This window comes from Flavobacterium amnicola, from assembly GCF_004122165.1.
Classification (GTDB): domain Bacteria; phylum Bacteroidota; class Bacteroidia; order Flavobacteriales; family Flavobacteriaceae; genus Flavobacterium; species Flavobacterium amnicola.
Genome location: NZ_SBKO01000002.1, coordinates 501,546 through 523,478, shown reverse-complemented (window position 1 = coordinate 523,478; position 21,933 = coordinate 501,546). Strand labels below are relative to the sequence as shown.

General features: G+C 37.2%; 17 protein-coding genes and 1 tRNA gene. 9 read left to right on the top strand and 9 right to left on the bottom strand.

All coding sequences use genetic code 11. The features are described 5' to 3' along the window. Window positions 1-87: 87 nt before the first annotated feature. A complete protein-coding gene (locus tag EQG63_RS07915) occupies window positions 88-933 on the bottom strand; it encodes a DUF2911 domain-containing protein (RefSeq protein WP_129435815.1) in 846 nt (281 codons plus the stop codon). A 124-nt stretch (window positions 934-1,057) separates the two neighbouring features. Here EQG63_RS07915 and EQG63_RS07910 point away from each other — a divergent pair, with 124 nt between their 5' ends. Further along, window positions 1,058-1,522: an SRPBCC family protein gene (locus EQG63_RS07910; protein WP_129435814.1), complete on the top strand. Its 465-nt coding sequence runs from the start codon at window positions 1,058-1,060 to the stop codon at window positions 1,520-1,522. Next, a complete protein-coding gene (locus EQG63_RS07905) occupies window positions 1,512-2,816 on the top strand; it encodes a cryptochrome/photolyase family protein (RefSeq protein ID WP_129435813.1) in 1,305 nt (434 codons plus the stop codon). The genes EQG63_RS07910 and EQG63_RS07905 overlap by 11 nt, the downstream gene beginning before the upstream one ends. Before the next feature lie 95 nt (window positions 2,817-2,911). On the opposite strand, the gene EQG63_RS07900 is transcribed toward EQG63_RS07905, so the two are convergent. Further along, on the bottom strand, window positions 2,912-3,202 hold the full coding sequence (locus EQG63_RS07900; protein WP_129435812.1) for a GIY-YIG nuclease family protein: 291 nt from the start codon (window positions 3,200-3,202) through the stop codon (window positions 2,912-2,914). Between the two features lie 900 nt (window positions 3,203-4,102). On the opposite strand from EQG63_RS07900, the gene EQG63_RS07890 reads away from it, so the two are divergent. The 6 genes from EQG63_RS07890 to EQG63_RS07865 all read left to right on the top strand — a co-directional run bounded on the left by EQG63_RS07890 (window position 4,103) and on the right by EQG63_RS07865 (window position 13,455). Continuing rightward, window positions 4,103-4,852: a hypothetical protein gene (locus EQG63_RS07890; protein WP_129435810.1), complete on the top strand. Its 750-nt coding sequence runs from the start codon at window positions 4,103-4,105 to the stop codon at window positions 4,850-4,852. 127 nt (window positions 4,853-4,979) lie between these two features. Next, window positions 4,980-6,596 carry a type I restriction-modification system subunit M gene (locus tag EQG63_RS07885; protein WP_129435809.1) on the top strand — a complete coding sequence of 539 codons (1,617 nt, stop codon included), beginning with the start codon at window positions 4,980-4,982 and terminating at the stop codon, window positions 6,594-6,596. A 174-nt stretch (window positions 6,597-6,770) separates the two neighbouring features. Then, the gene (locus EQG63_RS07880; RefSeq protein WP_129435808.1) at window positions 6,771-8,453 is read left to right on the top strand and encodes a hypothetical protein; all 1,683 of its coding nucleotides are present in this window, start codon (window positions 6,771-6,773) and stop codon (window positions 8,451-8,453) included. 40 nt (window positions 8,454-8,493) lie between these two features. Then, the gene (locus tag EQG63_RS07875) at window positions 8,494-9,696 is read left to right on the top strand and encodes a restriction endonuclease subunit S (RefSeq protein ID WP_129435807.1); all 1,203 of its coding nucleotides are present in this window, start codon (window positions 8,494-8,496) and stop codon (window positions 9,694-9,696) included. 99 nt (window positions 9,697-9,795) lie between these two features. Then, window positions 9,796-12,795, top strand: a complete 3,000-nt coding sequence (locus tag EQG63_RS07870; protein WP_129435806.1) for a type I restriction endonuclease subunit R — start codon at window positions 9,796-9,798, stop codon at window positions 12,793-12,795. A 48-nt stretch (window positions 12,796-12,843) separates the two neighbouring features. Continuing rightward, the gene (locus tag EQG63_RS07865) at window positions 12,844-13,455 is read left to right on the top strand and encodes a hypothetical protein (protein WP_129435805.1); all 612 of its coding nucleotides are present in this window, start codon (window positions 12,844-12,846) and stop codon (window positions 13,453-13,455) included. 1,182 nt (window positions 13,456-14,637) lie between these two features. Here EQG63_RS07865 and EQG63_RS07860 read toward each other — a convergent pair. From EQG63_RS07860 to tpx, 7 genes are all read right to left on the bottom strand, one after another. Then, window positions 14,638-14,722 (bottom strand) — tRNA-Ser (locus EQG63_RS07860). Between the two features lie 136 nt (window positions 14,723-14,858). After that, the gene (ribB, locus tag EQG63_RS07855) at window positions 14,859-15,992 is read right to left on the bottom strand and encodes a 3,4-dihydroxy-2-butanone-4-phosphate synthase (protein ID WP_129435804.1); all 1,134 of its coding nucleotides are present in this window, start codon (window positions 15,990-15,992) and stop codon (window positions 14,859-14,861) included. Then, on the bottom strand, window positions 15,982-17,430 hold the full coding sequence (locus EQG63_RS07850) for an LptF/LptG family permease (RefSeq protein WP_129435803.1): 1,449 nt from the start codon (window positions 17,428-17,430) through the stop codon (window positions 15,982-15,984). The genes ribB and EQG63_RS07850 overlap by 11 nt, the downstream gene beginning before the upstream one ends. Before the next feature lie 7 nt (window positions 17,431-17,437). Continuing rightward, the gene (locus tag EQG63_RS07845; RefSeq protein WP_129435802.1) at window positions 17,438-18,076 is read right to left on the bottom strand and encodes a LolA family protein; all 639 of its coding nucleotides are present in this window, start codon (window positions 18,074-18,076) and stop codon (window positions 17,438-17,440) included. Between the two features lies 1 nt (window position 18,077). Further along, a complete protein-coding gene (locus EQG63_RS07840) occupies window positions 18,078-20,561 on the bottom strand; it encodes a DNA translocase FtsK (protein ID WP_129435801.1) in 2,484 nt (827 codons plus the stop codon). Window positions 20,562-20,604: 43 nt separating this feature from the next. Then, entirely contained in the window at window positions 20,605-20,979 is a 375-nt protein-coding gene (locus EQG63_RS07835; protein ID WP_129435800.1) for a diacylglycerol kinase family protein, read from the bottom strand. Continuing rightward, entirely contained in the window at window positions 20,980-21,477 is a 498-nt protein-coding gene (tpx, locus tag EQG63_RS07830) for a thiol peroxidase (RefSeq protein WP_129435799.1), read from the bottom strand. Between the two features lie 128 nt (window positions 21,478-21,605). Between tpx and EQG63_RS07825 the strand changes: the two genes are divergently transcribed. Beyond that, entirely contained in the window at window positions 21,606-21,929 is a 324-nt protein-coding gene (locus EQG63_RS07825) for an ArsR/SmtB family transcription factor (RefSeq protein ID WP_129435798.1), read from the top strand. Window positions 21,930-21,933 lie beyond the last annotated feature (4 nt).

Genomic DNA, 21,933 nt, shown 5'->3' with positions numbered 1-21,933 from the left:
AGAGCCTCAGTCACCAACCACCTTTAATTATTTTATTTCTTAATCTCAGTCACTGTACTACACTGGTGGCTGAGGTTCTCGAAGCCACTAATTCTTACTCCACTCTGAAATACTATCCTGATTCATTTTTACATAATCCTGATTGTTGGCCGCTTGAGCAGCAGCTAAGGAGATTTTTGCTGTTTCAATAGCGCCTTTTTTATCGCCTAGTTTGGCTTGAATTTGCGATTTCAAACGAGCATACCAATATGGTTTTTTCTCATGCATGTCATACGCTTTAGTCACATACGTCAATGCCTTGTTCAAATCGCCATTCGAATTGAAATAATATTGTGCGGCAGAAAAATAATCACTTGGAGCAGGACCGGCCAATACTTTGTCGATACTAGCTAGGGCAGTTTTGTTCGTCGGCACTTCAAATTTTAAAGACGCTAATGTTTTTTCCCATGAAAATTCTAAATAAGCCGAATCCATTCCGGTATTGGCAATGCCAATGGTAAACGTTTCTACATTTTTGTTCAGTAATTCGGTTTTAGCACTTGCTTTTAATGCCACTTTTGTATCGTCCCATTTCTCAGGTGTTCCCCAGTTATTGGTATCGGTATAGAAGAAAATGGTCCATTCGTCTGCTTTCGGAGTGATGTACAACGCATATTTCCCTTTTTTCAAAGTAGCCCCATTAATGGTTACATCTTCTGAAAAAGAAATCGTAGTATTTTCATTAGCGCCCGCTCTCCAAACTTCTCCAAAAGGCACCAGATTTCCAAAAACGACTCTTTCTTTGGCGCTCGGACGGTGGTAATCAATTTCGATGTCGGTCAACCCTACAGTTTGTGAGATAAACGATTTCGGACTGGCTTGTGGCACCTTTATTTGGGCCTGCACAGTTAGTGAAATAATAAACGTGGCTATTGCAATAAGTACTCGTATCATTTTCTTTTTTTTAGTTTATAAATTCAAAGTTAGAATTTCAAATCCAATCATTTGTTAATAATTACTTAAATTAAAAATATTTTTGTTTATTATAATTGTATTTTTGTTAAACAAAATTAATGTTATGCTGTATACCTTACATTCGACTCAAAAACTACCGATTTCATTAGAAGACGCTTGGGACTTTTTTAGTGATCCGAAGAACTTAAATACGATTACACCCGATTCGATGCGCTTTAAAACGCTTTCGGGAGATGAACGTAAAATGTTTCAAGGACAAATCATTCATTATAAAATTTCTCCTTTTCCGATGGTGACGATGGAGTGGGTGACTGAGATTTCGCATGTGGAGGATAAAAAGTTTTTTGTAGACGAGCAACGTTTCGGACCTTATGCTTTTTGGCATCATAAGCATTTCTTTACGCCAATAGAAGGCGGGGTGCTTATGGAAGACATTGTGCATTATAAAGTTCCTTTCGGATTTCTGGGGCGATTGTTTCATCCGATACTAGTACGACCAAAACTGGAAGAAATTTTCAACTTCCGAACACAAAAACTACTCACACTTTTTGGGACTTATGACAAATAAAACACTATCGGTATTTTGGTTTCGCAGGGATTTGCGTTTGGAAGATAACGTAGCGCTTTACCATGCTTTACAGTCGGAAGGAGAAGTCCTACCCATTTTTATTTTCGATACGACCATTTTGTCCCAACTGCAAAAAGACGATGCTCGAGTTACTTTTATACATCAGTTATTGACGAAAATCAACACGCAACTGGCTGCTATTGGGAAATCGTTAGCGGTATTTTATGGCACTCCGCAGGAAGTCTTTCAAAAGTTACTTTCAGAAAATACGATTACTACTGTTTTTACCAACCACGATTACGAACCCTACGCCCGTAAACGCGACAAAGAACTCAATTCCTTTTTTAAAGAGAAGGGCATCGATTTCAAAACCTGTAAAGACCAAGTAATTTTCGAAAAGAGTGAGGTGATAAAAGATGATGGAACTCCTTATGTCGTATTTACACCGTATTCCAAAAAATGGAAAGAAAAACTAAAAGGCATAGTCCTTCCATCCTATCCTTCGGAAGCGTCTTTGGATAACATAACCAAACATCCCTATCCTTTTTTATCCTTGTCGGATATTGGTTTTGAAGTGTCTACCATTTCGGTTCCGAACTATACCACTTCTGAAAAGCTTGTTACCCATTACGCCGAAACGCGAAACATTCCTGCGATATCGGGTACTTCGTTGTTGGCGCCGCACTTACGATTTGGTTCGGTTTCCATCCGAAAACTGGTGATGGATGTCCGACAGTATTCCAACGAAACCTTTTTAAACGAACTGATTTGGCGCGAGTTTTTTATGCAAATTCTATGGCATTTTCCACATACCATTCACAAATCCTTTCGAGAGAAATATGACAACATCGTTTGGGAAAACGATGAAGCCAAGTTTCAGCAATGGTGTAAAGGCAAAACCGGTTATCCGTTTGTCGATGCGGGAATGCGGGAACTCAACGCGACAGGACACATGCACAACCGCGTGCGTATGATCGTGGCGAGTTTTTTATGCAAGCATTTGCTTATTGATTGGCGTTGGGGAGAAGCCTATTTTGCCAACAAACTACTCGATTACGAGCAATCTAGCAATGTGGGCAACTGGCAATGGGCCGCAGGTAGTGGGGTAGATGCGGCACCGTACTTTCGAATCTTCAACCCCACCGAACAAGTCAAGAAATTTGACCCCAAATTGCAATACATCAAAAAATGGATTCCCGAACTGGAAACGATGTATTATCCCCAACCCATCGTCGACCATAAGGAGGCAAGGGAGAAGTGTTTGGAGGTGTATAAGAGGGCTTTGGCGGAGTGACTTCGAGAGCCTCAGTCACCGGGTTGCTGTTGCCTGAAGTTCGGTGGCTTCGAGAGCCTCAGCCACCGGGTTTGCTGTTGCCGGAGTTACTATTATTACTTTAAATCCCTATGAGCAATTGCTAATTCAGGTAATAAATTGGGTTCGCCATCAATTAATGTCACTTTCTTTTTCCTGCTCCAACCTTGTACTTGTTTTTCTCGATAAAATGCTTCTTCAATTCGTTGGTATTCTTCATAGTAAAGTAGTTTGACAGGTAAGCGTTTCTTAGTGTGATTGGCTCCCTCACCATTTTGATGTTGCGTGATTCGACGCTCTAAGTCTATGGTGCTGCCTGTGTAGTAGCTCCCATCGGCACATTCTAGTATGTACATGTATCCTTTCATAATTTGTTTTTTTGTGGTGGCTTCGGACTTTGGACTTCGAGAGCACTTCGACAGGCTCAGTGTAACACCTCAGTCCACAGCCTCAGCCACCGGGTTTCGGACTTCGGCTTCGGGAGCACTTCGACAGGCTCAGTGTGACACCTCAGCCACCGACCTCAGTCTCCGTGCTCAGTGTGACACCTCAGGCAACGTTGCCTTCGAGAGCACTTCGACAGGCTCAGTGTGACACCTCAGACAACGGTAAAATGTGGCTTCGAGAGCCTCAGCCACCGACCTCAGTCTCCGTGCTCAGTGTGATACCTCAGTCTTCGTTGCCTTCGAGAGCCTCAGGCAACAGCCAGTCAAAACAAGCCGGTAGCTGAGGCTCTCGAAGCTACCGTATCGTGTGCTGGATGCTGGTGGGTTCGAGGCCCATGTAGTGGCAGAATTCTTGGACGGTGACGGGTTGGTGTTTTTCTTTGTTGTTTGTTTTTTTGATTTCGGCAATGAGGTTGCGGCAGTATCGTTCACTTCTCCCAGTGATGATTTGGATGTCTTTGGTGTAAATGCAAATGCGTTTCATGGCTTTTGGTTTTTAACATTATTCTCTTTTTTACTCTGTTGTCGATTTTGCCTTTTGGTTTGTTCGGCTTTACTCGGCTTTGATACGGCTTTACTATGGAGTAAGCTCGGCTTAGTGTCGACTTCACTACTGGGAATAGCTACTGCCTTGGGAGGCTATTTTGTGTTATGCAATTACTGTGCCTTTTTTCTTACAATTGCTTATTTTCTATTTTTTTGGAGGCAAAAACGGTAAAAATGGTCTTCTTCGGCAAAGTTGGTTGTAAACGGTAGGTGTTTGGTTTTTTGGCTTGGCCTTTGATTTCATGCCAGTATTATTAATCAAAAAATAAATACATTATGGCAAGAGTTAACGGACTTGTAAAAATTGAAGGAACTATTGAAGATTTGACTTTTTATAAAAAAGATGGATCCAATTATGTTCGTCGAAAAGGGGGTGTTTCTAAAGAGCGTATTTCTAATGATCCTAATTTTGTGCGTACACGTGAAAACAATACCGAGTTTGGTCATTGTGGTTCGAGTGGTAAGTTATTGCGAAAAGCTTTGGGCAGTATGGTTTTTAAAGCGAAAGATGGCAAACTATCGAGTCGTTTGGTACAGGTGATGAGTAGGGTTAAAAATGCCGACTTGACCTCGGCTAGGGGTATGCGTAGGGTCTCGGAAGGGATTGCCAGTGCGGAAGGGAAACAGCATTTGAATGGCTTTGATTTTAATTCGAGAGCTCCTTTTAAAAGTGTGTTGTTTGCTCCATATGATTTGGATACTACAACCGGTACTTTGAGTATTCCTGATTTTAAACCGGCAGAGCATTTGGCTTTTCCAGCAGGGGCAACACATGTGAGCATCCAAAATGCGGTGATGGTGCTTGATTTTGAAACCGAGGCCACGGAAATTACCTACAGTCCTGTGGTGAATTTACCTTTGAATTTGGTTACCAGCCAAGTGAGTGTGGCACCTGCTTCGCTACCGACAGGTACTGGGCAAACCTTTTATGTAGCGATGTTGTCGTTTTACCAAGAAATTAATGGGATGCAGTATTCGCTTAAAAACGAAGAGTTTAATGTATTGACGATCCTTGAGATTTTGTAATTCTTTACACCAGCTTGTTATTTGCCCCTCTTTTGGAGGGGCATTTTTTTTGTGTCTCACTAATTTTAGTGATTGTGAGAGTGGTTTTTTATGGTTAAGTTTGGGAAAATTACCTTATTAAATTTCCATGAGTAAAACTACTGTAAAAGCCGATATTAATTTTGAACAAGAACTGTGGAAAGCCGCTAACGAATTACGTGGCGCAGTAGCTGAAAATCAATACAAAGACTATGTGTTGCCGATGATATTCTTAAAGCACATGTCCGAGCGATATGAAATGCGTAAAGAAGAATTAACGGCTTTAGTACACAATAAAAACTCCAATTATTTTACGACTGATGAAGCGGAAATCAACTATGTGTTGGAAGATGCGGATGAATATTTATCTAAAAATGTCTATATCATTCCTAAGGAAGCCACTTGGGAATACTTAAAAGCTAATGCTGAGCAAGACAACATCAAAGTCATTGTAGATGATGCTTTTGATGTGTTAGATGCTACTTTAGCAAAATTTAGACCCGATTTAAAAGGGATTTTACCTCGTATTTTTGTAAAAAGTCAATTAACAGCTCGCCAAGTGGGTGGACTAATTAATTTACTTTCTAATCCTAAGCTATCGCAAAAGGAAAATCCTGAAAGTGATGTACTAGGGCGTGTGTATGAATACTACATTGGCAAGTTTGCTTTGGCAGAAGGTTCTGGTGCAGGGCAGTTTTTTACGCCGGGCAGTATTGTGCGTTTGATGGTTGAAATGATTGAGCCGTATGAAGGTAAAATCTTTGATGCCGCTTGTGGTAGTGGCGGTATGTTTGTACAATCCTTGAAGTTTTTAGAAAGCCATGGGGGCGACAAACGTAACATTGCTATTTACGGACAAGAGCGCTATGATGGCACGCTACGTTTGTGTAAAATGAACTTGGCGTTACGCGATTTATCCTTTGATGTACGCTTGGGCGACTCTTTATTGAACGACCAGTTCCCAGATTTAAAAGCTGATTACATTATTGTTAACCCGCCTTTTAACGTGAGCCAATGGCACCCAGAAGACTTACCTGAAAACGACCCACGCTTGTTTGGACCCAAAGAAGAGTTTACCACCGATGGTAATGCCAACTTTATGTGGATGCAAACCTTTTGGAGCCATTTGAGTAACAAAGGAACCGCGAGTGTGGTTATGGCAAATGGAGCGATGACTTCCAATAACAAAGGCGAGAAAAACGTACGTGAGTTTATGGTAAACAACAGTATGATTGATTGTATTGTACGTTTACCCGATAAATTGTTTTTAACGACAGGCATACCTGCTTGTATTTTTATATTAAGTAAAAACCGAGACGGCAATGACGGCCAACACCGCGAACGTAAAAACGAAATCCTCTTTATAGACACCAGCAAAATGGGAACTATGGAAAGCCGAAAACTACGTGTGTTTACCGATGCCGATATTGACAAAGTAGCCCAAACTTACCATGCTTGGCGTAATAATCCAAGCGAATTGTCAGATCGAGCGGAGTCGAGAACATACGAAAACATAGACGGCTACTGCTACGCTGCCACTTTAGAAGAAGTACAAAAACAAGACTACAAACTAACTCCTGGTATTTATGTAGGCACCGAAGAAGTAGCAGATGATGGTATTTTGTTTGAAGATAAAATGGCCAATTTACAAGCTACTTTACAAGAGCAGTTTGCTAAGGGGAATGAATTGCAACAAAAGATTTTGGAGAATTTTGAGAAATTATAGAGAAAATAGAAAAATAAAAAAGCTCGGTATAACCGAGCTTATTTCTTCAGGGAGAATTGGACTGATAACTCCTAACGGATATTGTTCCCAGACGCTATCTCCCGTCTTTTATTTTTATTTCAAATAAGAAAATACATATTTATTCCACAAAACTACATAATATATTTATAATAGATGAACATTTTAACAAAATATTTTTTCAATCGCTGTTTTGAATTACTTCACAAAAAAGCATTTGATACTTATAGAGTAAGTCTACATAATCCTTATACAATCTTTAGAGAGCTAGATATAAGCATAGAAAAATTTAATAAAAAACGTATCAAACATTATGATCCAACAGTTACATCAATAGCTGAGGAAGCAAAATTATTAATTGATGTTGACTATATTGATGAGATTTTAGTTTTTAATACTTTTTCAAAAAAACATATTAATGAGATACTAAATGAAAAATGTATAAAATGTAAAATAGAATATAACAAGACAATTTCATTGATGTGTAAATCTATATTAGCAGAAAATAACAGATTTACAAAACGATTATTTACTAGAATTAGTGAACTTTTGGAAGAAAACTTAATTAATAATTCATATAAAATTGATAAGTATGCTTCTTGGTTAATAACTCAACTTCATTACAGAGGATATTCTAGAAAATTCATCAATAACAGGTTTAGAAAATGTCATGAATTAATTCTAAAAGGAACTGATATTGATAAAGCATTTGAAAAATTATGTCATAATTTTTCTATTGATGTTGAGCAATACAAAACAATTTTTAAACTTAAATCAGAATCAATTGATAATTTTAAATTTGCTTCACAACTAATTGAAAAGATTGATAAACTTCCAGAAGAGTTTTCTGAAGATCATAGAATTAATGCTCGTTTTAAAGAAATTGACGAAAATGAATTATATGCAGAGATAGAAGTGTCAGCATATGATTTTTGGTCAGCTTTAAAATTCGCATATGAGATTATTAGTGAATCAATTGAAATTAATATATTACACAAAACTGAGAATAGAATAATTCTAGAGAATCAAGCTCTAATTTATCATGTTAATTCAAAATCTTTTAGAATGGAATCTCTTGAGAATCCATTAGATGGACACTATGAATATAATGAAGAGGAGTTTAATAGATTTATTGAAAATTATAAAAATATTCAATCGAGTGTTGCTAAAGAAAAAATAAGATCCGCAATTCGTTTCTATAAATTAGGGAATGACTCATTGGAGATTGAACATAAAATTTTAAATTATTGGATAGGTTTTGAACAATTATTTGCATCCGTCGATAGTAGTGATGATTCTATTAACAGAATGAAGAATTTTTTTGTTCATTTAAGTTGTTGTTACTACATACAAAGAAGAACAAATTATCTTTTAATGCTTGCTGAATTAAAAAAATACAGAAATATAGAAGATACAATAACAGTTAAAGACTTAAAAAAGGAGTTAATAACAAATCTGTCTTTTGAGGATGAGGATCCTTTATTAGAAAAAAGAATAAAAAAATATATAAATGATTTTAATACAAATCATGGTATAAAAGATAATATTAAATTACATAAGAAAAGACTTGAATTACATTTAACAAGGATTTATAAAGTAAGAAATGAATTAATTCATGAGGGTAAAGTTAGTGGAGATTTAAAATTATTAGCAAGTCATCTAAAACATTATTTGTTGTTTTCTATTGAGCAAATAACAAATGAGTTGAATGAAAATTCATTTTTAGAACACATGGATGATGTATTTATTTATTATGAAAACCTATACTTAAGAATTATTGAATGTAAAAATCTAGATGAAATTTACGCAATAAAAGAGTTCAAAGGTTATATGGAATAGTCAAACTTAAAAATATAAAGATTTAAATAATTTTAAATAAATGCCAAACAACTGGAAAACATATAAACTCTCAGATTTCATTGATATAAATCCTTTAGTAAAATTAAAGGCTAATCAATCTTATTCTTTTGTTGAAATGAAAGATTTAGATGCGAATTTGAAAACGGTTAGACCTTCAGATTTTAAAACACTGAAAGGTGGAGCTAAGTTTCAAAATAATGATACATTATTTGCAAGGATTACTCCATGCTTAGAGAATGGGAAGATTTGTCAAGTTAGAGATTTAGAAAATAATGTTGGTTTTGGTTCAACTGAATTTTTAGTTTTTAGAGGGAAAGAGAACATTTCAGATTCAGATTTTGTTTATTATTTATCAAGAGAACCTTTTGTAAGACAATTTGCAGAATCAAATATGATTGGAACTTCAGGTAGACAGCGTGTAGCTAAAGAAGCTTTTCAAAATATTGAATTAGAACTTCCACCAATCCAAGAACAAAAATCCATTGCCTCAATCCTTTCCGCCATCGACGACAAAATCGAAAACAACCTAGCCATCAACAAAACCTTAGAAGAAATGGCAATGGCGTTATACAAACACTGGTTTGTAGATTTTGGTCCGTTTCAAGACGGTGAATTTGTAGAAAGCGAGTTTGGGAGAATTCCTAAGGGGTGGGAGGTGAAGAGTGTTTATGATATTGCGAATTATATCAATGGAGCTGCTTTTAAACCAAGTGAGCTTGTAGATGAAGGAAAATATGTAATAAAGATTTCAGAATTAAATGGTGGAATAACAAAAAACACTGGTAAGTCTAATAAAGAAGTTAAACCTGAACAAGTAATAAATAATGGTTCAGTATTATTTTCATGGTCAGCGACACTTGATATTTTTCTTTGGGATAAAGGAGAAGCATTATTAAATCAACATATTTTTAATGTATTACCTAATGGTAGTTTATCAATTGAAATTCTTTATTTTTTATTGAAAAATATTATTGCTCATTTCAAATCTATTGCCGCTGATAGAGCAACAACAATGGGACATATAAAAATTAGTCATTTAAAAGAAACTTTTTTAGCTATACCAAATAAAAATCATAAACAAGAATTTCAAAAAATAATTGAGCCAATTTTTAATCAAATTTTAGAAAATCTAACCGAAAACCAAACCTTAACCCAATTGCGCGATACTTTATTGCCTAAGTTAATTAGTGGTGCCGTTCGGTTGAAGGAGTTTAGAGAGTAATATGAGATTGCTTTGCTTCACTGCGTAGCACTCGCAATGACGAAATTAATACAAAACAATAAGATTGCCACGCTTCACTGCGTTGCACTCGCAATGACTATGACAACAGAAGCCAAAATAGAACAAGCTACCATCGATTGGTTAACCGATTTAGGGTATAGCCACATACACGGCACTACGTTTACGTTTCCAGAAAACGAAGTGGTGGATAAAGCTACGTTGTTAGCATTTATTCAACAACAGCATCCACATTTGCCTGCGGAGTTGTATCCACTGATTGTGGCGGAGTTTGTGAACAATAAAGGCGCTGATTTGCTGTACCGCAACCGCGATTTTCATTTGAAACTTACCAAAGGCTTAGATTACGAATACCAAGACGCAAACGGAAACGAAAAAGCTGTTCACGTCTATCCAATAGATTTTCAAAATCCTGAAAACAATACGTTTTGGGTAGTGAATCAATTGAGTATTAAAGGCAAAAACAAACGCCGTCCCGATGTGATTGTATATGTCAATGGTTTGCCTTTAATTGTTTTTGAATTGAAAAACTGGTTTGATGAAAATACCAATTTGCAAGAAGCATTCAATCAAATCCAACACTACACCAAAGATATTCCACTCTTATTTGAATACAACGTAGCTACCATAGTAAGCGACGGTAACGAAGCCCAACACGGTATGTTCAACGCTGCTAACGAATGGTATGCGGCTTGGAAAAGTATTAACGGCACTACCATAGTAGAAGACGATTTTCAGATGCATACGTTGTTATTCGGTTTGTTTCCAAAAGATCGTTTACTGAATTACATTAAAAACTTTGTCTTCTTTGAAGACCATAACGGCACGTTGATTAAAAAAGGGGCAAAATACCATCAATTCTTTGGGGTAAACTTTGCAGTAGAAGCTGCTAAAAAAGCCATTCGTCCTTATGGCGATGGGCGCATTGGGGTCATTTGGCATACGCAAGGAAGCGGGAAAAGTATTTCGATGGCAATTTACGCAGGTATTTTACGAAGCTTACCCGAATTGAAAAATCCAACCATCGTAGTTCAAGTAGATAGAAGTGATTTGGATTTTCAATTGTATGAAAATTTTGTGTTAGCCAAAGACTTAGTTGGCGATGTACAACATGCCGATTCTACCGATGATTTAAGACGATTATTATCTGCAGGAAGTGGAGGCGTTATTTTTACCACAATTGAAAAATTCCGTTTGAAATCTGGCAACGAGAATACTTTAGGAGAAATTGAACATCCTATTTTATCGGAAAGAGAAAACATCATTGTAATGGCTGATGAAGCCCACCGAACGCAATATGGTTTGTTAGATGGTTTTGCCTCTAATTTACGAAAAGCCTTACCTAATGCTTCGTTTATAGGTTTTACTGGAACGCCAGTAGATAGTAAAGATGCCGATACGCAAGAAGTATTTGGAGAAACCATTCACGTGTACGACATCAAACAAGCGGTAGATGATAAAGCAACGGTTCCAATTTATTATGAACCGCGTTTAGCAAAATTGCATTTAGCGAATGAAAATTTGGATTCTGAGGTTGATTTATTAACAATGGAACAAGAAGATAGTTCTAATTTAAAATGGGCAGCTTTGGAAGATGCCGCTGGTTCTCAAGAACGAGTTGAAAAGATTGCCAAAGATATTTTAAAGCATTATACCAATCGCACCGAAACCCTACCAGGAAAAGCAATGATTGTGTGTATGAGCCGAAGAAATAGTGTTAAGATGTATGATGCTTTATCACAGTTAGAAGGCTGTCCTGAAATTGCAGTAGTGATGACAGGAAATATTTCTAAAGATCCAATAGAATGGAATCCTCACATTAGAACACAAGAGGCAACTGAAGGTTTAAAGAAGCGTTTTAGAAATCCGAAAGACCCATTGCAAATTGTAATTGTACGTGATATGTGGTTAACAGGATTTGATGCGCCTTGTGTGCATACCATGTATGTAGATAAGATTATGAAAGGACATAATTTGATGCAAGCTATTACTAGAACCAATCGTGTATTTAAAGATAAACCTTCGGGAGTTATTGTAGATTACATAGGTATTGGCGACCAATTGCGAAAAGCAACCGATAAATATACGGGTGGTGGCGGAAAAGGACAACCAACCATAGATATGGTACAAGCTTTAAATATGTTTTTTGGACAAATTGAAACCTGTAAAGCTATGTTGTCTGAAGAAATAGATTACAGTCAATGGAAAGCATTACGTGAAAGTGATAAAATGTTATTGGTTAAAAAAGCTTTAAGTAGTGTGATAAAATATGATGAAATAGCTAATCAATTCATGTTAGAAGAAAAGAAATTGACTGGTTTATTATCGATTGTTAAATCGCAACCCGAAATACAAGACTTTGCTATTGATATTTTGTTTATACAGCATGTTTCTAAAGCAGTAAGAAATGCAAAAACACCAAAAGGAAATGGTAGAGCCACACAAAACGAAATCAAGGAATTGATTAGTAGAAGTATTGAATCGGATGATATTATTGATGTATTTGCCATGGCAGGTATTGAAAAAGCCGATATTTCTATTTTAGATGAGCAATTCTTGTTAGGCGTTAAAAAAGATAAAGACAGCATTGCGATTAAGATTGAACTTTTAAAGAATATTTTGAAAGACGAAATTAGAATGCGTTTGCCTCAGAATATTAAGAAATACACATCGTTAAAAGAAGAATTAGAAAAAGTAATTGACCGTTACCATTCCAATGCAATTGATTCATACACCACAATAGCTGAATTAGTAGAACGTGCCAAAGAAATACAAGACGAAGACAAACGTAAATCGGAATTAGGATTAACAGATGAAGAGCTTGCATTTTATGATATTTTATCTGCTAAAAAAGATATTATTAATGAAGCTGGTCCTATACAAGATATAGTTCATAATGTAGTGAAAGCTGTAAAAAACAACCTTCAAATTGACTGGACTAATAAAGAAGATGCTAAAGCTGCAATTAGACTAGCTGTTAAAAAAGAGTTACGAGGTAAAGTAAGTATTTTAGAATTGAATGCTATCCTTCAAGAAATCATGGAACAAGCTGAAGGACAGTTTAAAGAATGGAGGGCGTAGTTAATTATTATGTTTGAAAGTAGAAAAATAATTGAGTTTCAAAATTTCTTGAAACAAGATACTTTTAATCGATATGAATCTTGGAAACATTGTTACCAAGCATTTGAAGATGTTTCAAATGACAATGATTATTTAGCATTGCATCTTGGCTTTTATTTGGCAAGTTGGGGCATGTATCGAGGTTCAACGGGTTTACTTCAAAAGGATTATAAAATCCATGTTGGTGCAATTGAAATCATCAAAACGTATCATAAAGACTTACGATGTAAAGTTGATTTTGAAGTTTCAAAAGATAGTATAGATAAAATAATTAAACTTAAAAATGATTTGTTTCATCATTACAATCAGTTTAATTATCAAACTAAAAGAAACACTTTTGAAAAAAAACCGCCCACAGATACTTTGTTGTCTAAAATAATATTGGGAACTTTAGGATGTAGTCCTGCTTTTGATCGATATTTTAATGATGGTGTAAAATTAAAAAATATTAGTGCAACAAAATTTGAATACAGGTCATTAGAATTTTTATTTGATTTTATTCAAACTAATGAATCGAAAATTAAAGAATTACAAAGTTATTATTTAAAAGAAATGGATATATATTATCCAACTTTTAAAATAGTAGATATGTTTTTTTGGAATGAGGGATTTAAAAAATAAAAAATATAATACGCGTTACGTTTTAGCTTTTTTCTTCCCGTGGTTGTCGTAGTGTTCGTTGCGGTGGCAGGTGTTGGGTTGCTTCATGAGATTGCTTCGTCGTTCCTCCTCGCAATGACGTTGGCTTCGAGAGCCTCAGCCATCATCGAGGGCAATTCGGACTTCGGCTTCGAGGGCCTCAGCCATCATCGAGGGCAATTCGGCTTCGAGAACCTCACTGACCAGCCTCAGTCTCCGTGCTCAGTGTGACACTTTAGTCACCAGTCATAAGTATGCTTGGTGAGATTGCTTCGCTTCGCTCGCAATGACGTTGGCTTCAGACTTCGGACTTCGGGAGCCTCAGCCACCGACCTCAGTCTCCGTGCTCCCTGTGAGTGCTCAGGCAACAACTAACCGGTGGCTGAGGCTCTCGAAGCCACCGTAACATAGGAAAACTTTCACCTACCGTCATTGCGAGGTACGAAGCAATCTTATCCTAAGATTATTTATCGTCAGTTTGGTGAGATTGCTTCGTCGTTCCTCTTCGCAATGACGTTGGCTTCGGACTTCGGACTTCGAGTGCCTCAGTCCTCGTGCTAAGTGTGACACCTCAGGCAACAACTAACCGGTGGCTGAGGTTCTCGAAGCCACCGTAACAAAGCAAAACTTTCACTTACCGTCATTGCGAGGTACGAAGCAATCTCATCCTAAGATTATTTATCGTCAGTTTGTTGAGATTGTTTCGTCGTACCTCCTCGCAATGACAGAATGAATGGAGCCTGCAATGACGGGTGTAGGGATTAACTTCGTTGATCCCAGAGGGAGTGAACCTGCAAAAGAAACCCTACGGCTTAGACTTCGAGAACCTCAGTCACCAGTCTCTGTGGTGGTGGTGCTTGTTCTTCGGTGGCTGAGGTTCTCGAAGCCACCAGTCTGAAAACAAAAAACCCGAAACTTTCGTTTCGGGTTTCTTTTGCATTTGAGATTAAGAGGAGGAAGCCCAGTGGGCTTCAGGTATTTTTTTGAGGGATTAACTACGTTGATCCCAGAAGGGGTGAACCTGCAAAAGAAACCCTGCGGCTTAGACTTCGAGAACCTCAGTCACCAGTCTCTGTGGTGGTGCTTGTTCTTCGGTGGCTGAGGCTCTCGAAGCCACCAGTCTGAAAACAAAAAACCCGAAACTTTCGTTTCGGGTTTCTTTTGCGGAGAAAGAGGGATTCGAACCCCCGGACCTGTTACAGTCAACAGTTTTCAAGACTGCCGCATTCGACCACTCTGCCATTTCTCCAGTGAGTGATGCTATCATTTCTGATTGCGAGTGCAAATATAGCACTGTTTTTCGTTTCTGCAAATGTTTTGAAAAGAAATAATAGAAATATTTTTTAACTATTTCATTTCGTTGAATTTACAAAGCGTATTTTTTATTAGTAGTTGACGTATTCTACTATTTCTAGGCCGTAACCTATCATTCCCACACGTTTTCCGACTTCCGTATTCGATACCAAACGGATCTTAGAAATGTCTAAATCGTGTAAGATTTGCGCGCCAATACCGTAGTCTTTGCTATCAATCACAATTTTTGGGGCTTTCATTTCGCCTTGTTGCTGTAATTCTTTCAATTCGGATATACGATTCAACAAACTCACCGATTGCATGTCTTGGTTCACGAAAATCACCGCGCCTTGCCCTTGTTCGTTAATCACTTTGAACATATCGTCCAACTGTTTGTCGGCATTGTTGGTTAAGGTGCCTAAAAGGTCGTTGTTTACTTGAGAAGAATTGATTCGGGTTAAAACCGGTTCTCCCGAGTTCCAAGTTCCTTTGGTTAAGGCAATATGGATTTGTTTGTTCGTTGTTTGCTCGTACGCACGCATACGGAAGGTACCAAAACGGGTTTCGATGTCGAAATCCTCCTTTTTGACAATCAAACTGTCGTGTTGCATACGGTAGGCAACCAATGCTTCAATAGAAACCAATTTCAAGTCGAACTTTTTAGCCACTTCCGCCAATTGCGGTAAGCGCGCCATGGTGCCATCTTCGTTCATGATTTCCACAATCACTCCAGCCGATTTAAAGCCTGCTAAACGAGCAAAATCAATTGCAGCTTCGGTATGACCCGTACGGCGTAAAACACCGCCTTGTTTGGCTATTAAAGGGAAAATATGTCCCGGACGTGCTAAATCGAAGGGTTTGGTATCAGGATTGACTAAGGCTTGAATGGTCTTGGCTCTATCGGAAGCAGAAATCCCGGTTGTTACGCCGTGACCTTTCAAATCGACTGAAACGGTAAAAGCCGTTTCCATATGGTCGGTATTGTTGGAAACCATGGCACGTAAGCTCAATTCTTTACAGCGACTTTCGGTCAGTGGGGTACAAATTAAACCTCTTCCGTGAGTAGCCATAAAATTGACCATCTCTGGTGTTATCTTTTCGGCAGCCGCTAGGAAATCGCCTTCGTTTTCTCGGTCTTCATCATCCACCACGATGATGACTTTGCCTTGACGAATGTCCTCAATGGCTTCTTCTATGGTGTTTAAAGTAATGGTGTCAGTTGACATTTTGTTGTGTTTTGTTGCGTTGTATAAATTCTAGTATTTTTCGGAATGGTTCCGTAATAAAGTCAAAGTTCACATCTCCATTATCATTGATCGCTTTTTTCGTCAAGTAAATTGCTAAAGGCGTTAGTATAATGGAAGATAATAAGGCTCCTATAAGTGGGGTTACTCCCGATTCTTGCGCGAATTTCTTACCAAAGGTATTCACAAAATGGAAAAAAATAAAGATAAGCATGGCAAAAACAATCGGTAATCCCAAACCTCCTTTTCTAATAATGGCTCCCAAAGGGGCGCCTATAAAAAACATGAGTAAACAACCGTAAGCAATTACGAACTTTTCATAAATGGAATACTCAAAACTATTGAGCTCTTTTTGTCGCGCTTGAAATCCGACCTCACTAATGTCAAAGTTTTGCTTGATACTCGTGGCGTCACTTAGTGCTACCTCTAATACTCTTTGCTGACTATCTAAGGATAAAATGCTTATTAAATCGGGTGCTTTGGGTTTCTTAATTTTTGTAGTATCTACATTGTAGTCACTTGTCAAACCGTATCTGTTGTAGGTATAATCAGAAAAGTATTTGACGTCTTTTTTATAGGTTTTGGATAAGGAGTCTAACGAATAACGCAAGTCGCTAATCTTTAACATGGTATTGGTATTCTTGATTTCATCATCTAAACCATCATTCATGTTTAGTTTAGACAAATCGATATTGATGTTGTACTTTTTAAAGAATACTTTAGCAAACGGTAACTTTTGACGCGCTCTGTAATCTTTCGGGGAAATGTCTTCGTAGTAGTAGCCATCGATTAAAACCAATTGCAATAAATTAGAATCTTCCGAACTGATTAATTCTCCTCTTTTGGATTTGATGACCGTTTTGGCTCCTTCACCCAGATTTGATTTTTTATGAATGGTGACACCGGTTAAATGTTCTCCATTTTCACCCGATTTTTTATCTACTTTAATGTTGATATTTCCGATATCGCTAAACTGCCCTTCGGCGATGGCCATAGCAGGCTTCACTTGGGCTAAATTTTTACGGAAGTTGATGAATTTATATTCGGCAAAAGGAATTACGTTATTGGCAAAGAAAAAAGTACAAATACTCAATCCGAAGATAAAGATGATTAGCATTTTTAGTGTTCGTTGAAAGGAAACACCTGCCGATTTCATGGCTGCAAACTCATAATTTTCGGCCAAATCACCGAAAGTCATAATAGAAGAGAGTAGCACGGTTAACGGAAGTACCATCGGCACTAATTTTGGTGAAGCAAAGGCTAAGAACTTAAAAATCATAAAGATATCCAGGTCTTTTCCGGCCAATTCCGAAATAAATAACCAAACGGTTTGTAATATGAATATAAAAAACAAGATTACAAATACCGAGGTAAATGTAATCAAGTACGTTTTTAATAAATATCTATCGAGGATTTTCATTTGCTGGTTAATCCAGGTTGTTTATATAGTAATTAGGGTATTTTGATTTGACAAAAGTAAAGTGATTTTTTGGTAATGCCGCATTTGTTTTCAAAGAATTAACAGTCAAAGTCACTCTTGTTCCGTTTTTATTCACCGTAATCGTGTTGTGAATCATGTTGGTAGCGGTATTGATTCCTACCAGAATTTGTTTTCTATCGTCTTTAGAACTAATCGGGGTTAGCTTTACGTATTGAATCTTTTTTCCGGCTACGTTTTGCGTAATATCCCAAGCATATTTAAATCCTTTGTTGAAGAAGGTTAGCATTTTGGCAGGAGTGTCGGCATCGTCTTCCCCTCCAATTTTAGCAATTGAGATTTCCTCGTCTTCTTTGGAAATGGTATATACTTTAGCGCCGTCGCACATTTTCGTTACACCTAAGAAATTTAAAATGTATTGATTTCCGTTTAGGGTAACATTTCCTTTATTGGTCTGATTGATGTTTTCTTTCGTGTTTTGCAACGCGTATTTAAAATCAATTTGGATGTTTTTATAGCTTTTTACTTTGGCCGTTACTTTATCTAATAAGCCTTTCGCTTTTTCGGCATTTTGGGCTTGGGTTGACATGGTCAACACAACCAACATTAAACTTATAATCTTCTTCATTTTAACTGTTGTTTTTTTCGTTCATAAAAAATTGTTCCAAAGAGACTAAGTCGGGAATATTTACCGAACGTGCTTTACTTCCTTCAAAAGGGCCCACAATTCCTGCGGCTTCCAATTGATCAATTAATCTACCAGCTCTGTTGTATCCCAATTTCAATTTACGTTGAATTAAGGAGGCAGAACCTTGTTGTGCCGTAACAATTACTTCGGCTGCTTCTCTAAACAAAGTATCTCTTTCGGAGATGTCTATATCAAGACTTATGCCACTATCTTCTCCAATGAACTCAGGAAGTAAATAGGCAGTAGGGTAGGCCTTCTGTGAGCCAATAAAATCGGTGATTTTTTCTACTTCTGGCGTATCGACAAAAGCACATTGTACACGAACCAAATCATTTCCGTTTGAAAATAGCATGTCACCACGTCCAATCAACTGATCGGCACCTCCTGAATCTAAAATGGTTCTTGAATCTATTTTGGAAGTTACTCTGAAGGCAATACGTGCTGGGAAATTGGCTTTAATCATCCCTGTAATAACGTTTACCGAAGGTCGTTGCGTGGCAATGATCAAGTGAATTCCAATGGCACGAGCCAGCTGCGCTAAACGGGCAATAGGGGTTTCCACTTCTTTACCAGCGGTCATAATTAAATCGGCGAACTCATCGACTACCAAAACGATATACGGTAAAAAACGGTGTCCGTTTTCCGGATTTAGTTTGCGTTGTTTGAATTTTTCGTTGTATTCTTTGATGTTACGCACCATCGCATCTTTCAGTAAAGAATAACGATTGTCCATTTCCACACAAAGGGAATTCAATGTGGTAATTACTTTTGAATTATCGGTTATAATGGCATCTTCCGTATCGGGAAGTTTCGCCAAATAATGTCTTTCTATTTTGTTGAAAAGTGTTAGCTCTACTTTCTTAGGATCGACCAATACAAATTTGACTTCGGCTGGGTGTTTTTTGTACAGTAATGATGTCAAAACGGCATTTAATCCCACCGATTTTCCTTGTCCCGTGGCACCTGCCATCAATAAGTGTGGCATTTTGGCCAAATCGACTACGAATGTTTCGTTGGAAATTGTTTTTCCTAAAGCAATCGGCAATTCCATTTCCGCTTCTTGGAATTTTGCGGAAGCAATAACCCCTTTCATCGGCACCATGGTTGGGTTCTTGTTCGGAACTTCAATACCAATGGTTCCTTTACCTGGCATTGGTGCAATGATACGAATTCCTAATGCCGAAAGTGATAAAGCAATATCGTCTTCCAAACTTTTAATTTTGGAAATACGCACACCCGCTTCCGGAACGATTTCGTATAGTGTTACCGAAGGTCCAACCGTAGCTTTAATTTGAGCAATGTCGATTTTATAGTTGCGAAGGGTTTCTACAATTCGGTTTTTATTTTCTTCTAATTCCGCTTGATTGATAGTAATTCCGCCAGAACCATAATCTTTTAATAAATCGATGGTTGGGAATTTATAGTTGGATAATTCTAACGTAGGGTCAAACTCTCCGAAATGCGATACCAATTTGGCAGCAAGATTTTCTTCAATAATATCTTCTTCTTCTACTTTTTCAATGACCAATTCATCCGAAGCATGAGGCACTTCTTCAACGGGTTTGGTGACGTTTAACGATAATTCGGAAGCTGTTCCAATTGTAGGTTTTAACGCTTCTTTATTGATTTCGAACTGAGAAGGAGTTGTTTTTAAGGTCATTTCTCCTAATTCTACTTCGTTTTCTTCAAAATCGTTGCGATTTGGAGTAGTGAGTAAAGAATCAGGATTTTCTTCAACGATGTCGGTATCATCATTTACGGCAAATTCTTCCAAATTGTAAGCCGTTGCAGTGGTTATAGGTGTTTTTAAATCGTCGTTAATTTCTTTTTTGGTCGATTCAAAAGCACTTTTAATCTTATCAGGAGATACCTTGATCTTGAAAATAAGATAAATGACTACTCCGAAAATCAAGGCTAATAAAGTCCCTGTTTTTCCGATATAATCTTGGGAAAATAAATTCATTTCATAACCGATAATCCCGCCGAGTTCAGGAAGTGACTGACTGAAAAAACCGAATAAGATTGAAAGAATGATAATGGCAAAGATGTCCCAAAACCAAGTTTTCTTCAGTTTTGAAACCGCCATGTCTAACACTAGATAGGCTCCTGTTAAGAAAAGCAAGCGCACAAATAGGAAAGAAGCGACTCCGAAACCTTTGTAAATAAAGAAATCGGATAGAAAGGCACCAAATTTTCCTAACCAGTTTTGTACTTCCGAATTTCGATTGGTAAAATCGTTGATTTCACTTTGATCTACTTTTCCGTTAACAAAATACGAGGCAAAGGAAACGGCCAATGCTATAGCTAGCAAAACCAATAATATTCCTAAGGTAATTTTATGTTGGCGACTAGGCGTAAAACGGTTTAAAACACTTGTTTCCTCTGGTTCTAAAGCACTAGTTTCTTTCTTTTTCGATTTGGCCATTACTGCTTGATACTTTTTAAACAAAAATAGGGATTCTAATGAATTAAACTAATCTTGGAATGTAAATTATGGCTCCGATAATCATGGCGGTAAGTGCTGCGAATAAAACGGCACCTGCGGCGATATCTTTTATAAAACCGATGCGGTGGTGAAAATCAGGATGAACAAAATCGGCTATTTTTTCTACAGCCGTATTCAATCCTTCTATGCTAAGCACCAAACCGAAGGCCAATACTTGAAACATCCATTCTTCTCTGGAGATGTTAAAATAAAATCCGGCAAAGGTCATGATGACAACCAAAGAGGATTGTACCATTACGCTGTGTTCGGTAGTGATTAGTTTTAAAGCCCCTTTTACTGCAAATCCAATACTTTTTAATCGTCCAGTAAAAAGGGTTTCGTCTTTTTGAAATTTCATTTATAAAGCAGCTAAAGCAGATTCGTAATTGGGTTCGTTGGCTATTTCAGGAACTTGTTCTGTATATTTTACAATACCATTTTCGTCTAAAACAATGACAACTCTTGAGTGTAATCCTGCTAAAACAGAATCGGTCATTTCTAAACCATAGTTTTTACCGAAACTTCCGTCTTTAAAATCAGATAAGTTTTCTACATTTTCTAAGCCTTCTGCGCCACAAAAACGTTTTTGAGCAAAAGGTAAATCACGTGAAATACACAATACTTTAGTGTTGGCTAATGTACTTGCGGTTTCGTTAAATTTTCGAACAGAAGTCGCGCATGTACCGGTATCGATACTAGGGAAAATATTTAAAACCAACTTGGTTCCTTTGTAATCTTCTAAAGAAGTAGAAGATAAGTCGGTTTTGATAAGTTGGAAGTTGGGAGCTTGTGAGCCTACTTTAGGTAATTCTCCTGATGTATTTACTGCGTTTCCGCCTAATGTGATTGTTGCCATTTGATTTGATTTTTATGAAGCTCAAAAGTAATTAAATTTTGTCACTTTCAAAAGTTGAAAATTTAACATTGTTTTTACGTCTAGTATATTATTATATCGTAATATTGCAATATATAAATATAACAATAATGGGAGCTTCAAAATCAGATTTTTTTACCGAGCAACAAAATGAGTTGGCCATCCTTTTTAAAGCGCTGTCTAATCCAGCACGAGTAGCCATCATTGAATATTTGCTTAAAGTAGATACTTGTATTTGTGGGGATATTGTAAAAGAATTGCCTTTGGCGCAGCCTACCATTTCGCAGCATTTAAAGGAATTAAAAAATGCAGGAATTATAAAAGGGAATGTTGATGGAACAACTATTTGTTATTGTATTAATCCGGAAGCTTTACAAAAGTTTGAAGACTATTTCTTTCAAATGCGAAAACAACTGCAGAATAAATGTTGTTAAAATA